Below are 14,123 nucleotides of genomic sequence, written 5' to 3' on the forward strand. Positions count from 1 at the left end.
AAATGCACCTCGGAGCAAGTTGGACAAAAAGGGGAGAAAGCTATGAGTCAACTGCATTTGCTGAATGTTTGTCTGCCGCTTGAAGATCCTGGTTCTCTCTTTGAAATCATCATTAACGATGATCGATATGAAAAAATCACAAAGCAGCCTTCTTATCTTCAGCGTGAAGACTTTAAAACTTTAGAGGCCCTTAACTCATCTTCCGATTCATTCATTGATTGTCAAGGATATGTGTTGCTGCCCGGCTTTGTTGATGCTCATATGCATTTAGATAAAGCCTATTCTCTCAGTAAAGTTCCGAACGCAAGCGGGACGCTTCAAGAAGCAGTAATAAATTACCGGAAGCAATCTCCCCATTTCACGGTGGAAGAAATTGAGTATCGGGCGATGAAAACTGCACTGAATGCACTAAGCCATGGTACAACAGCCATTCGCACACATGTCAATTTTGAATTGCCTTTAGGGGAAGACGTCGTGTTCCGGGCGTTGACAGCTGTTTTAAACGTAAAAGAAAAATTAAAACAATACATTACGATTCAAGTCATTCCAATGTTTTTACTGCCTGACGACGATTCGAAACGAGAAATGGAATGGATAGAACAAGCGATCAAAATGGGGGCTGATGGAATTGGCGGAGCTCCTCATTTAGCTGAAAACCATGAGAAGCAAATTGACGGTTTGTTTTCGTTGGCGGAAAAGTACGACAAACCGATTGATTTGCATGTAGATGAAAGTGATGATCCGAACGTATGCACACTGGAATATATTATCCAAAAAACAATGGAGCGGCAATTTCACAATCGAGTTGTAGCCGGCCACCTTTGCTCTTTGGCGCCAATGGAACAAGAAAAAGCTCTTTCTTTAATTGAACGGATGGCGGCGGCACAAATTGGAGCGGTGACGCTGCCGGGTGCCAATATGTACTTGCAAGGTCGATTTGATCAAGGGATTGTCCGCCGTGGCGTCACAAGAATTCATGAAATTTTGCAAAGCGGGGCGACGCTTGCGGCTGCTTCCGATAATGTTCATGATCCATTTCATCCATTCGGGAAGGCGGATTTGCTGCAAATCGGTTTGCTAACTGCATATGTTGCCCATTTAGGAAGCGGTGAAGGACTGAAACAAATTATTCGGATGATTACCGAATATCCGGCCAAATTATTAAATTTAAATAATTACGGTGTAAGATGCGGAGCGAAGGCAAGCTTCGTTCTATTAAAAGCTAGATCAGTAGAAGAAATCTTTACGAATCTGCCTGTTGAAAGATGTGTGTTCCGAAACGGAAAACTGCTCTATCAATCTAAAAAAGCTGAACATTGGAACGATCGCCAGTTGTTGATGTATCAGCATGAGACGGAAAGCCAATATGCAAAATTTGAAAGGAATTTACAATATGTATGACCTTGTATTAGAAAATATCAGACTGCCCAATCAAGAAAGGCATCATTTTATCGGGATTCAAAACGGGATCATTGCTGAAATTTCCCCTTATCCCCTGCAAGGAAAAGCAGTGATAGACGGCTGTGGAGATTTAGCCATGCCGCCATTTGTCGAAACACATATTCATCTTGATACGGCATTTACTGCCGGAGAGCCGAGCTGGAATCAAAGCGGCTCGATATTAGAAGGAATTTTATTATGGAACGAACGGAAGCAAACTTTGACGATGGAAGATGTCTACGAGCGAGCCAGGAAGGCGCTGAATCAATTGATGAAATTCGGTGTTTTATATGTAAGAGCGATCGCAGATATTTCCGATGAACGTCTCGTTGCTTTAAAAACATTGCTGAAGCTGAAATCAGACTTGCAGGATATCATCCATTTGCAAATCATTGCTTTTCCTCAAAATGGTTTATTCTCATGTCCGGAAAATCAGGAACGGATGCTTGAAGCAATCAAGCTGGGCGCTGACGGGGTCAGTGCTGTTCCTCACTTGGAGCGAACGAGGGAGGAAGGGATCGAATCCATTCGATTCTGCTTTTCTTTGGCTGAAAAATACGGCCTATTTCTTCATTTCTTTTGTGACGAAATCGATGATCCGCAATCGAGGTTTATTGAAACAGTTGCATCATTGGCGATTTCATCAGGACTGGAGGACAAAGTGACTGCAAGTCATGCGTGTGCAATGGCCTATTATCCGGATAATTATGCTGCCAAATTATTAGATTTGATTGCGAGTTCCAAAATTCATATTGTAGCTTGTCCTCTGATCAACACGGCAATGCAAGGAAGATATGATTCCTATCCTAAAGGGCGAGGGATTACGAGAATAAAAGAGATGCTGCAAAAAAATATCAATGTTTGCATCGCCCATGACGATATCATGACCCCGTTTTATCCGTTAGGTAACGGGAATATATTGCAGGCTGCACATATGGCTGCTCATGCAGGTCATTTAACGGGAATGAAGGAATTGGAGGAATTGATTAACATGATATCGATAAACGGAGCTAAAGCTCTGCAAATCAACGATTACGGAATAAAGGTAGGAAATGAAGCAAATATCATTACGTTCCCGGTTGATCATGCTATAGATTTGATTCGCCTTCAGCCCCATTGCCGCTATGTGATAAAGAAGGGCAGAGTTTTGCTTCACACCAATCCGATGGAAACCGTTTTTTATATGTAATTTAAAAGGCTTTGATTCTGTCCCAATACTGATATAGAAATATTCAAATCGGTTTTTATTTGTAATTTTAAAAGGTTAGGAGCAGAAAGCTTTATGGCAAATATTTTAGTTGTTTTTTATAGTGCTTTCGGACATATAAGACAAATGGCGCAATCAGTTTGCGAAGGAGCAAAGGCGATTGAGAAAACAGATGTACGATGTGTAAAAATTCCCGAATTTACTGATCATTTAATTCCGGCTATTAGAGAAAATCCGTTGATGATTGATAAAAAAGGAATTTCCGCAACATTTCAAATTGGAAAAAGAAAAGAAAATTATGAGCGTGAAAGCGAAAAGCAGAAAATATTTAAAACAGCGGAAATAGAAGATTTCCACTGGGCAGATGGAGTGATATGGGGATTTCCGACGTATTTTGGATCGATGCCGTCCCAAGTTAAATATTTTTTAGAAACTATCGGCGACCTTTGTGTGGAAGGCGTACTGGAGGGAAAGCCCGCGGGCATCTTTACAAGCGCTGGTTCCATTCATTCCGGGCATGAAGCGGCCATCTTAACATCCATCGTACCGCTTCTCCATTTCGGAATGATCATTATCGGATTACCTTATACTCAAAATCCGGAATATTTAACGGACGCCCCCATTGGCGGAACTCCGTATGGACCAACAGTTTTAGCCGGCCCTGATGGTTCGCGAAAGCCGTCTGATGAAGAATTAAAAATGGCCGGTCGCCTGGGGAGAAACGTGGCGTATATTGCCAACGCATTGTGTATGCAAAGAGAAAGAAACAGTTGATGATTGCGTTTGAACAAAACAATCATTCTCATTACTTTTCTTTCATAAGAGGGGAATTGTTATGGACGATATCCATGAAATTTTAAAGATTGCAACAACTGAGCCAAAAAAGGCTGTGCTTGCCACTATTATTGATGTGGAAGGCTCCGCTTACCGAAAAGAAGGAGCAGCAATGCTGATTCAGGAGGATGGGGAAACAATCGGCGTAATAAGCGGCGGTTGCCTTGAAAATGACCTGCAAGAAAGGGCGAAGCTTTTGCTTGAGGGCGAGTCGCAATGTATCGTATATGACTTGAAAAGCGAAGATGACTTGTCGTGGGGAAAAGGCGCCGGCTGCAACGGCGTCATACGCATCCTGTTGGAGTGCATCGATGACCGTTTGCGAAAGCATTTATCCCGGCTGCATGATTTGCTTCAAAACGGCAAGGACGTTTTCATCCTAAAACAACTCGGCAAAAATTTTTCCGTAAGCAATTATTTATTTTTTACAGAAGACACGGAAACGTTCGGGGAATGGGCTGGTGCGGTACCGAAACAAATCGATGCCATAGCTGCGCAAGAGAAAAGCGGATTAGTTTGGGTCAATGAACTGTCCTCATATGTATATGTTCAGCGATTTGAGCCTAAACCGAGATTGATTATTTTCGGTGCCGGTTCGGATGCTGTACCACTGTCGCATTTCGCTTCGCGGACCGGTTTTTCGGTTATCGTTAGTGATTGGAGAGAAGCGTTGTGCAATAGATGGCGTTTTCCTGATGCCGATCAGCTTATCATCGCTTTCCCGCGGGAAGCGGCAACGAAAATATCTTTTTCCCCCCGCGATTTTGTTGTGCTGCTGACACACCAATTTCAACAGGATCAAGAGCTTTTAAAGCTGTTGTTGCAGCAAAACCTGCGATATATCGGGGTCATCGGTTCAAAAGAACGGACAAAACGCTTGCTGGGAGATCAGGAAATTCCCCGAAACGTTCATTCACCTGTCGGCTTGTCTATTGGGGCAGAAGGCCCTGAAGAAATCGCGATCAGCATTTTAGCAGAATTAATTCAATTGACAAAGCTTCGATCTCCTCAGAAGGTGCGTGCATAATGAAGCCGCAATCACATTTCACAAAAAGCCAGGCGCTAATCGGAATGCCAAAGTCACTTGACCAATAGACGAACCGATGGTTATGTACCGACGCTGTATCTAAACTTGTCAAGCCCCTTTTTAGAGTTCTTTTAAAGGCGGTTTGGAAAAGTCGATAGCAGAGCAAGCGGTGCAATTGCACCAAACAGCCGTTTATTCAACTGGAAATCATCAACGATCTCATTTTTCAATACGAAACTTGATACGCAGCAATAAGTTGTTTGATGAGGATGCTGCCAAGCTGGATCGCTTGCCGAGTCCGCCGATTTTGTTATCCCCATTTAAGGAAGCGGACAGGCGATAATGGTGCACAATCGGTCAAATGCGGACGTCCACAAGGCATTTCCGTTTCTTATCGCAATATGGTTGCAAAAGCACGTTATTTTACTATCAAAGGAAGGGGGATGAAGTTGAAAACATTGTCCTCAAAAATATGGATGCCAACAGATTTAAGAGAAGCATGGCGATTGCGGCAGCTATTGCAATTAGAATCACACTTTATAGCCGGCGGAACATTATGGCAAACAAAATGGGAAAAAGGAGCACCGCAGCCATCTCATTTAATCAGCCTTGAGAACATAAAAATTTTAGAAGCGATATATGAAAAAGAAGATGGCGGCCAAAACTTTCTTCACTTGGGGGCGCTTATCCGATTGGCTGACTGCCTCCGCTATCCCATTATAAAAGCGAAATGGCCTTTATTGACCAAAGCTGTCAAGACCATTGCTGCACCAGCCGTGCGCAATCTTGGAACGATCGGCGGAAACGTCGCTTCAACAATTGGTGATGCCATCCCCGCCCTGTTAGTGATGGAAGCGAAAATCGGTTGTTTTGATGGGGACGACATAAAAAAAATCGATTTAGATCATTGGTTGAATGAAGAATTCAAGGATGATCTTATAACGGAAATAGTGGTGCCGGAAATTTCAGGTCCGCCATCACCTGTCCATTTTTATCAAAAAATTGGGAGGAGAGAGGCGTTTTCAGGCTCTGTCGTCACCATTGCAGGGATAATCGGCCAAAATGACAACGGAACAATTGACTTTGCGCGGTTGGCAGCAGGCGGAGGCGAGAATCGTCCAAGGCGATTAAGAATAACGGAGCAATTGCTGGCCGGACGCAAGGTTGAGTCCGCTTTGCTAAAAAAGGTACATGAGGCGGTCTTTTCTGAATTTCAACCTGCAGGCGATGCATTTTTTTCAGCGGATTACCGCAGGCGGGTCGCCGCCAACATAGTCATAGCAGAGCTAAAAAAATTAGAGGAGAAAGATTAATATATTCAAATACGAGCTTTTCAATTTGGATTATGAAGAAGGGAAGGGATTGAGATTGAAACAAGTGTGCATCAGACCGGACGGAGTAGAAAAAGTAACTGGACATTTAAAGTTTTTAACAGATCTTTCGTTTCCGAATATGCTGTTTGCAAAAATTTTGCGAAGCGAATATCCGCATGCCAATATCGTTTCGATCTCAACGGAAAAAGCGGAGGAATTGCCGGGAGTTCGGGCTGTCATTACAAGCAAGGATGTTTTAGGTTTAAACGGGTTTGGCTTAATCTTTCCTGATCAGCCTGTTTTATGCAAAGATAAAGTTCGTTTTGTCGGCGATGCTGTCGCGGCTGTTGCTGCGGAAACAGAGGAAATCGCCGAAGCGGCGCTTCAGCTGATCGAAGTGGAATATGAGCCGCTGCCGGTTGTTGATGATCCGGAACAGGCTATGCTCCCTTCTTCTCCGCAGCTCCATCCGAACGGGAATATCCTACACCAAGCATCTTATCAAAGCGGCAATGTGGAAGAATCATTTCAATCATGCGACTGTATTGTAGAGGAAACGTATCAACTTCCAAGGCAAATGCATGCGTACATGGAAACAGAGGGCGGGTTGTTTGTTCCGGAAAAAGACGGCACTTTGACGGTGTATGCCGGCACTCAGCATGGATATAAAGACCGATATCAATTAGCCCGCATTTTAAATATGCCGGAAGAAGACATCCGCGTCGTCTCAAGCCCGCTTGGCGGCTCTTTTGGAGGAAAAGACGAATTAAACATCCAGCCGTACGGAGCCTTATTGGCGCTGAAAACGGGATTTCCTGTAAAAATTCATCAAACGAGAAGGGAATCGGTGCGGTCAGGAATCAAAAGGCATCCGATGAAAATTAAAATGAAAACAGGTGCGAAAAAAAACGGCAAAATCATCGCCCATCAAGTGCGAATTATAGCGGATACCGGCGCATATGCAACGTTAGGTCCTGCAGTATTGGATTTTGCGGTTGAACATGCGACAGGCCCATACATGATCCCGAATATTCAAGTTGAAGGCTATTCGGTTTTTACGAATAACGGCGTTGCCGGTGAATTTAGAGGCTTTGGTGGAAACCAAGTAACCTTCGCATTGGAAGGGCAAATCGATCGCTTGGCGGTCAAGCTTGGAATGAGTCCGCTTGAACTCAGGCAAAAAAATCTGCGCCAGGCACATGATCCCGGTCCTGTCGGGCAAAAAATCGCCCCAACTGACGGCGCTCAACAAGTTTTAAAACAGATCAGCCAATCGAAACTATTAAACAGCTGCCGAAAACAAGATCATAACGGCTTGATTAAGACAGGCGTGGGGGTGGCAATCACCATGCACGGCGGAGGGCTGGGCTATGGACGTTTAGATCCGGCTGGCGGGAGAATTTCATTGAACGAGGAAGGAAAAATCGAAATTGCTTTTGGGTTTGAAGAATTTGGCCAAGGCTTGCTCGCAGTGATTGAACAAATTGCCATTCAAGCAATAGGCTGCTCCCGAGAGGATTTACACATTGTCATCGGCGATACGGACAAAGTCCCGCGTTCAGGCTCATCAACTGCTTCAAGGGGTACGAGCATGGTTTGGCAAGCCATTCAACGGATGAAAGCTCCGTTTCAAAACAACCTGTTGGAAAGAGCCTCACAATGTACGGATGTGCCCGTCAGTCAATTAAAAATAGGCGAAAAAGGTGTTTGGCACCAAGATGAGCTGCTGATTTCATACAAAGAACTGGCAAAACAAACGATAGACAAGCCGCTGATCATTGAAACTCGATTTGACTTTCCTGCAACCCCTTGCTCCATACCAGGCGGACATTTTTTATATTCGTTTGCAGCTTGTGCCGTTAAGGTGGAAGTGGATCTGGCAACTGGATTTGTTCGTGTAAAACAATTAGAGCAAGCCGTTGCCGCTGGTCCTGTTATTTTCCCGCAAGGATATTTGGGACAAATTGAAGGCGGATCCGTGATGGCGTTAGGCTATACATTAACGGAAGAAGCGCTGATAGAAAACGGAACATATGTAACGGAAAATTTTGATACGTATTTAATTCCGACGATAAAAGATGTCCCCCTTTCGATTGACATCACCGCAATCGAGGAGTTGTGCGAAGAGGATGAATATGGGCCAAGAGGCGTCGGGGAAATTGGCACGGTTGCTGTTGCCCCTGCCATCGCAATGGCCATTTATGATGCGACTGGCATCTGGGTGAATAGGCTGCCGGTATCAAGGGAAGAAATCGTCAATAAGATGATGGAAACGGAGATGAGCAAATGGCTGACAAGCAAATGAGCGCAAGCATAAAATTACCGTCTGAAGAACGAATGCGCATGTCGATTTTTGTGAATGGCAAAAAGAAAGAGCTTGAGATTCATCCGGCCGCTCGGCTAGTTGACATTTTAAGAGAGCAGCTGCATCTGACTGGCACAAAGATTTCCTGCGGAATTGGCCGCTGCGGCGCCTGCTCTGTCATCATGAACGGCAGGCTAGTGAATGCCTGCTTAGTTAGAGCTTATCAAGCAAATGAAAAAGAAATTGTTACAATTGAAGGACTTGCGGAAAAAGGGCTTCATCCGATTCAGCAGGCGTTTTTGGAAGAGGGAGGTTTCCAATGCGGATATTGCACCCCAGGAATGATTATGGCTGTCAAAGCGATTTTGGATCAATATCCGAATCCAACTAGTCAGCAAATAGTTGACGGTTTATCAGGAAATCTTTGCCGATGCACAGGCTACTCCGGTATTATTAGAGCAGTTCAAAAGCTTGCTGAAAAAGAAACTTCTCGCTTAGACAGCAAATGTTAAGAAGGCGGAGCAGTTCGGCGATTTTTTTTAACATGATCAGTTGAAAGAAATTATAGATTTTAGCGTTTTTCGGCTTGTTTCCTTGTCTGCAGCGTTAAAAATTTATGGCTATCGCCGAATGAAATTCGTCATACATCGAAAATAAGTGACCCATAAACGAATATATGCCTGATGAAAACAACCGGTATTCAATCTGTGATTCGTTGTAAAAAGAACCGTTACGTTTCATCATCAGCGGTGCATGTGGCTGAGAATGTATTAAATCGCAAATTTTTTAGCAAGTAAGCAAAATGAAAAATGGCTGACGGATGTCACGGAATTCAAGATAGGAAACGGTAAAAATGCGTATTTGAGTGCAATTCTAGATCTGTATAGATATGTATTAGGGCATTCGAACAATCATCAACTTGTGTTTCAAACAGTTGATCACGCTATCGCAAGGGTCAAGTCCAACCCTGCCCTAGATTCCTGGCAAATCACCGCTGCTTTTTTTACACAACATTCAGGACTTAATCTATCACAAGTTTAAAAGAACATAAACAACTTTTGATTTATAGTACATCTCATGGGCTTGAGAAGCGAATAATCGAAGTAAAGCGAACACATAGTATGTCAAGAGTGGGACGCTGCATGGAAAACGCCCCAATGGAATCTTTTTGGGCAACCTGAACGTGTGAAAGGTATGATCTGAAGCGATATGAAACGTTTAAAGCGTTACAACAAGCGATTAAGAGTTTTATAATAACAAACGCGATCAAGAAAAATTAAACGGCTTAAGCCCATTAGAATTTAGAGCTCAAGCCGTTTAAAGCAATTTATGATTTCCACTGTCTGCTTGACAGGGGACAGTTCAACTTTTGGACAATCCCTTTAAGAAAGTTATTTTCTTTGTCTCATCACCATATTCTGTGATGTTCACACAATTCCGGAAATAAGTTAGCGAGATTGATACTCAATCTAGAGTAGCTCCTTCGTCAGCTTGCAGACCACTAAGTTGGTAGATGGAAGCGGTCAAGTGCTTTCCTTGACGGATTCCATTCTACCAACTAGACGATTTTTTTTGTTTTTTTAAATAAAGGGAGCCTCCAAAAAGTCAGCGTAACTGACTTTTGGGAGGCCTCGTTTTTTCATGACGTTGTTGAAGAAAGTATTTGTATCCGATTAACTTCCCCGATACACTTGATACCCCCACGGTGAAATAAGCAATGGAACATGGTAATGGGCATTTGCATCAGAAATGCCGAAGCGGACGACGACGTGATTAAGAAACAGCGGTTCCTTCAAGGATAAACCTTTGTTTTTAAAATAATCTCCAATGTAAAACAGAAGTTCATAAGTTCCCGGTGTTAATTGCTGCACAGTGATGAGCGGTTCGTCAACCCGACCGTTTTCGTTTGTGAATGCGGTTTTGAGCAGCTGTTTTTCCGTTTCGTTTTGATCTGTAACAGAAAACAGCTCGATTTTGACGTTTTGTGCAGGCGTACCGTGAGTTAAATCTAAAATATGTGTTGTTAATCCTTTCATATTCCATCTCCTTATTGACCTTTTTATTTGCCTCGTTTTTCATTTTGGAAGCCCGTTTTGTTACTTTGGAAGCGCTTGTCTGACGGGGCATGGCATTTGAATCACGGCTTTCTTTCACTATATAACCAGCGTGTAGTTTCTTTGGTTATTATTTCTCAGCAGATTCAGTTGTACCGCCATTTATGGCGCTTAAAAAGATATGGCTTCGTACTGTGCAAAAGATCAAAAATTACGAAAGTCAATTTGTTCTATCAAAATGGAATGTACGTGTCAGCATAGATTTCTCTCTTCTTTCACTATATCCTTCAGTCGATAATAGGCAATTTTTTTAATTTCTGCTATTGCTTGCTCTATCTCTGCTTCCGCATTGTTTTTGATTCGCTGTTTAATCGATGCAAATATTTCCTGCTTTGTTTTGCCGCGCACAGCCAAAATAAACGGGAATTGAAATTTTTCCATATACGTTTCGTTCAATTTTAACAATCGATCGTATTCTTCATCTGTCAGTTTTTGCAGTCCCGCTTTTTGTTGTTCTGTTTGCGAAAATCGGGTCATTTTTGTTCTTGCGCCTAAAGCAGGGTGATTGCGAATAAGCGCCAATTTTTCGTGTTCGTCAGCTTGATCCACGATCTCAGCCATTTTGGAAAAAAGCGATTGCACGGAAGAAAACGGGCGGAATTTTTCTGCTTTTTCTGCCACCCATGTTGAATCTTCAAATATCCCGCCTAGCTTCTCAATAAATTCAGCCGCACTGAGTTGGTTAACTTGTTCTATGTCCATTCGCCTTTCTCCTTTCGTTTTTAAAATTTGATCGTTGTCGGTTTTAACTGTTCGGCAGCAGAAGATTTTTTCAGTGAGAAATGGTGAAAAAATAAGTTTAAAAAGATGGCTGTAAGACTGCCTGTTATAATCCCATCACTAAAAAGAATTCGCAGCATAGGCGGCAGCTGTGCAAACAAATCAGGAACAACTGTGGAACCCAATCCGAGGGAAATGGAGCAGGCAATTACTAACAAATTGCTTTGCTGTTGAAAATCAACAGTGCTTAACATTTTAATGCCTGAAGAAACGACCATGCCAAACATGATCACCATTGCTCCCCCTAATACAGATGTTGGGATCATCGTAGCAAAAGCAGCAATTTTCGGAATAAATCCAAGGGTGACAAGTATAAAGCCGGCAACGATCGCAACGCTTCTCGTTTTTATATTTGTCAGCTGCACAAGTCCGACGTTTTGAGCGAACGTGTTGTACGGGAAAGCGTTCAAAAAACCGCCGATGATGAAAGCCAATCCTTCGGCACGATATCCGCGCGCAAGATCTTGGTCGCTAAGATCTTTTCCGCAAATTTTGCTTAGGGCTAAAAAAGCGCCAGTCGATTCAATCATGATGACAATGCCCACTAATGTCATTGTTAAGATCGGCACAAGCTCAAAAGTAGGTGGACCGAAATACAAAAATTTCGGAGAATGAATCCATGAAGCTTGCATTACTTCTTTCACATCAACCTCTCCCATAAAAGCCGCGGCGATCGTACCCGCGATAATCCCGATAAGCACAGAGATTGCCCGAAAAAAGCCTGTGAAAAATCGATTCATAAACAAAATCAAAAGAAAAACCCCAAATGAAAGGAGCAAATTTTCCGGATCGCCAAATTTCGGACTTCCTGCACCGCCCGCCATGTTTTTAATCCCGACCGGTATTAAGGACAGTCCTATAAGGGTGACAACTGTACCTGTCACGACCGGCGGGAACAATAATCTTGTTATTTTGCCAAAGAGCGGAGCAAAAAGAATAATGAATATTCCTGCGGCAATGATCGATCCATAGATTGCATTGATGCCGTACTCTTTTCCGATCCCGATCATCGGTGTAACAGCAACAAATGAAGCACCTAATATGGCAGGTAAACCAATGCCGAAATATTTTGTTTTGAACGCCTGCAGCAGGGTGGCGATTCCGCATGTCAATAAATCAATCGCAACTAGATATGACAGCTCCTGCGTCGAAAGGTTTAACGCTCCTCCGACAACAAGAGGAACAACAATGGCGCCTGCATACATCGCCAGTACATGCTGCAAACCAAGTGAAAAAAGATAAATTCCTCCATTTTTATTTGTCAAGTGACCTCTCCTCCTCTTATGTAAAAAAATCTAACATTAGATGTTATTTGTTTTTCATAATAAAAGAACGATGTAGTGAAGTCATTGGTTGAATTACATAATCGTTTTTGCAAAATTTAGTTAATGTATCTAAAGCTTTATAGACAAATTACATTTTCATTTACTAAAGCTCTTGCCTCAATTTTTTTATAATTGAAGCAAATTTTTTATGCGGAATGCCAAGCGGAGGCTAATAGTGGCTTCTGGATCCTTTAAGCTTTTTCCGATGAGCTCCTCGCATTTTTCTAATCGATAGATCACCGTATTGCGATGAACGAAAAGCTTTTTGGCTGTTTCAGAAATTTGACAATGATTTTCCAAAAATAAAAACAACGTTTGCAGCAGAGCCTGTTTTTCAGTGTCTGCCGGGTCTGAAAGGTTTGTCAAAATCTGTTCGTAAAAATCAATCAACTCTTCTTTTGGAATCATTTTCAATAACGTATAAATATCTTTTTTCTTATGAATTTGAATGAATTCTTGATTTCCGGAATACTGTTCTTCTTCCAGCACTTCCAACGCTTCTTTATAGCCTTTTTTTACATCTAAAAATTGTTGGCAAAGACTGCCGATGCCGAATGAGACAGTCCGTTGGAACCTGCTTCTAATTTTCGCTTGCAATTCCTTTAAAAACGGCATGATGGAAGAATGAAGCTCCAGCCATGATTTTTGAATCGGGAAGAGCAAAATGCCTACGTTCCCCTTCACAAAAAAATGAACAGGATTTGGGAACGCATCAGCTTCTTTTTCCATAAATTCAAAAATCCGTTCATTTTCTTTATGGAATTGTGTAAACGTTAATGATTTTTTTCTTTCATCCAATTTTCCTGCTGCACAAAAATACGATTGATCATTGCGAATTTTAAATTCTTTTGCTTTAATGACAATCTCTTCTTTTGATTGAAAGGCGCCATCTGTAAAATTGATAAAAAATTCATTTTGAACTTTTCGTTTATGTTGTTTAAGAGCATTTTTTTTCATCAATTCAAATGAAATGACATTTGTCGCTTGTTCGATCGTCAACACAAGCGAAGGACTGTGAAAAGGAATGGCATCAAAAACAATTAAACATCCGCTGTTGCTTTCATGAGTGTAAATGGGAAAAACGGAAACAGTTCGTTTACTAGAAATAATGGAAAAACAAGTGTAAGAGCTTGGCTGTAAGAAAAAGCGAAATCCGTCTGTGTACATTTCCTCGATTTCCGGCAGACTCGATGAAACGGAAGATGAAGAAGCAATCATTTGAAAGTGCTGATCCAACAGTAAAATTGGACAGCCGATCAAGTTTGCCAAATTTTCCAGTAATGAGACGAGCCCTTTTCCTCTTAAAATATGGTTTGTAAATTGCTGATGGATTTCAATCGCATTGAGCAATTCGTTTGTCCGTTTGTCCAATATATAGCTTAATGTCTGGTTCACAACCTCTCCTAACGTAACCTCAATCGGCAATTCAATAATTGGGAAATTTTTTTCATTTGCATACTTCAGGCAAGCCTCCGGAATTTCTTCCAAAAATCGCTTCATTTTAATTGCCAACCCTGCACATTGCTGATCCGCCATATTTTTGATGAGTGCGAGCAGATCATTCGGATTGTCTTTTAAATGAAAGGCAGTTGTTACAAGCAGTTCATTCGGTTTCAGGAAATCGATGATATCCGGTGCATCCATCATATTGACGCTGAAAACTTCTCGATCTTTTCCGTTATGGCCGGCGATGAGCTTGGCATTTTTCATAACGGGAATTTTTAATATTTCGGAAATTTTCATTTTTTCAGCCCCTTTGTCTTCAAATTTTAGTGAAC

Annotated in this window: 12 protein-coding genes and 1 pseudogene; 9 read left to right on the forward strand and 4 right to left on the reverse strand. The window is 42.1% G+C overall.

What is annotated here, in order from left to right; all coding sequences use genetic code 11:
* Positions 1–42: 42 nt before the first annotated feature.
* The 9 genes and pseudogenes from NSR00_RS02560 to NSR00_RS18005 form a co-directional block, all read left to right on the forward strand.
* Positions 43–1,401 (forward strand): amidohydrolase family protein, encoded by a 1,359-nt coding sequence (locus NSR00_RS02560; RefSeq protein WP_340786766.1) that lies wholly within the window; start codon positions 43–45, stop codon positions 1,399–1,401.
* Positions 1,367–2,629: an amidohydrolase family protein gene (locus NSR00_RS02565; protein ID WP_340786768.1), complete on the forward strand. Its 1,263-nt coding sequence runs from the start codon at positions 1,367–1,369 to the stop codon at positions 2,627–2,629. The genes NSR00_RS02560 and NSR00_RS02565 overlap by 35 nt, the downstream gene beginning before the upstream one ends.
* A gap of 93 nt (positions 2,630–2,722) precedes the next feature.
* The gene (gene wrbA, locus NSR00_RS02570) at positions 2,723–3,421 is read left to right on the forward strand and encodes an NAD(P)H:quinone oxidoreductase (RefSeq protein WP_340786770.1); all 699 of its coding nucleotides are present in this window, start codon (positions 2,723–2,725) and stop codon (positions 3,419–3,421) included.
* Positions 3,422–3,482: 61 nt separating this feature from the next.
* Complete coding sequence (locus NSR00_RS02575; RefSeq protein ID WP_340786772.1) at positions 3,483–4,508, forward strand: XdhC family protein; 1,026 nt, start codon at positions 3,483–3,485, stop codon at positions 4,506–4,508.
* 142 nt (positions 4,509–4,650) lie between these two features.
* Positions 4,651–4,851, forward strand: coding sequence for a hypothetical protein (locus NSR00_RS02580; protein ID WP_340786774.1), 201 nt, complete (start codon positions 4,651–4,653; stop codon positions 4,849–4,851).
* A gap of 100 nt (positions 4,852–4,951) precedes the next feature.
* Complete coding sequence (locus tag NSR00_RS02585) at positions 4,952–5,821, forward strand: FAD binding domain-containing protein (RefSeq protein WP_340786776.1); 870 nt, start codon at positions 4,952–4,954, stop codon at positions 5,819–5,821.
* Positions 5,822–5,870: 49 nt separating this feature from the next.
* Positions 5,871–8,126: a xanthine dehydrogenase subunit D gene (gene pucD / locus NSR00_RS02590; RefSeq protein ID WP_340786778.1), complete on the forward strand. Its 2,256-nt coding sequence runs from the start codon at positions 5,871–5,873 to the stop codon at positions 8,124–8,126.
* On the forward strand, positions 8,108–8,638 hold the full coding sequence (locus tag NSR00_RS02595; RefSeq protein ID WP_082829479.1) for a (2Fe-2S)-binding protein: 531 nt from the start codon (positions 8,108–8,110) through the stop codon (positions 8,636–8,638). Before pucD ends, NSR00_RS02595 begins: the two co-directional genes overlap by 19 nt.
* Positions 8,639–9,375: 737 nt before the next feature.
* A pseudogene (locus NSR00_RS18005) lies at positions 9,376–9,447 on the forward strand (IS3 family transposase); the annotation flags it as partial.
* A 352-nt stretch (positions 9,448–9,799) separates the two neighbouring features.
* Here NSR00_RS18005 and uraH read toward each other — a convergent pair.
* The 4 genes from uraH to NSR00_RS02615 form a co-directional block, all read right to left on the reverse strand.
* Positions 9,800–10,162, reverse strand: a complete 363-nt coding sequence (gene uraH / locus NSR00_RS02600) for a hydroxyisourate hydrolase (RefSeq protein WP_340786780.1) — start codon at positions 10,160–10,162, stop codon at positions 9,800–9,802.
* A 270-nt stretch (positions 10,163–10,432) separates the two neighbouring features.
* Positions 10,433–10,942, reverse strand: a complete 510-nt coding sequence (gene uraD, locus NSR00_RS02605) for a 2-oxo-4-hydroxy-4-carboxy-5-ureidoimidazoline decarboxylase (RefSeq protein ID WP_340786783.1) — start codon at positions 10,940–10,942, stop codon at positions 10,433–10,435.
* A 20-nt stretch (positions 10,943–10,962) separates the two neighbouring features.
* A complete protein-coding gene (locus NSR00_RS02610; protein WP_340786785.1) occupies positions 10,963–12,285 on the reverse strand; it encodes a nucleobase:cation symporter-2 family protein in 1,323 nt (440 codons plus the stop codon).
* Positions 12,286–12,471: 186 nt separating this feature from the next.
* The gene (locus NSR00_RS02615; protein ID WP_327863883.1) at positions 12,472–14,088 is read right to left on the reverse strand and encodes a PucR family transcriptional regulator; all 1,617 of its coding nucleotides are present in this window, start codon (positions 14,086–14,088) and stop codon (positions 12,472–12,474) included.
* Positions 14,089–14,123 lie beyond the last annotated feature (35 nt).

The sequence above is a fragment of the Aeribacillus sp. FSL K6-8394 genome (genome assembly GCF_038008865.1).
In the GTDB taxonomy this organism is placed as follows: domain Bacteria; phylum Bacillota; class Bacilli; order Bacillales; family Aeribacillaceae; genus Aeribacillus; species Aeribacillus composti.

Coding starts and splice junctions, on each gene's coding strand:
- NSR00_RS02560 (WP_340786766.1), top strand. CDS start 43: ATGAGTCAACTGCATTTGCTGAATGTTTGTCTGCCGCTTGAAGATCCT.
- NSR00_RS02565 (WP_340786768.1), top strand. CDS start 1,367: ATGCAAAATTTGAAAGGAATTTACAATATGTATGACCTTGTATTAGAA.
- wrbA (WP_340786770.1), top strand. CDS start 2,723: ATGGCAAATATTTTAGTTGTTTTTTATAGTGCTTTCGGACATATAAGA.
- NSR00_RS02575 (WP_340786772.1), top strand. CDS start 3,483: ATGGACGATATCCATGAAATTTTAAAGATTGCAACAACTGAGCCAAAA.
- NSR00_RS02585 (WP_340786776.1), top strand. CDS start 4,952: ATGAAGTTGAAAACATTGTCCTCAAAAATATGGATGCCAACAGATTTA.
- NSR00_RS02595 (WP_082829479.1), top strand. CDS start 8,108: ATGGCTGACAAGCAAATGAGCGCAAGCATAAAATTACCGTCTGAAGAA.
- uraH (WP_340786780.1), bottom strand. CDS start 10,162: ATGAAAGGATTAACAACACATATTTTAGATTTAACTCACGGTACGCCT.
- uraD (WP_340786783.1), bottom strand. CDS start 10,942: ATGGACATAGAACAAGTTAACCAACTCAGTGCGGCTGAATTTATTGAG.
- NSR00_RS02615 (WP_327863883.1), bottom strand. CDS start 14,088: ATGAAAATTTCCGAAATATTAAAAATTCCCGTTATGAAAAATGCCAAG.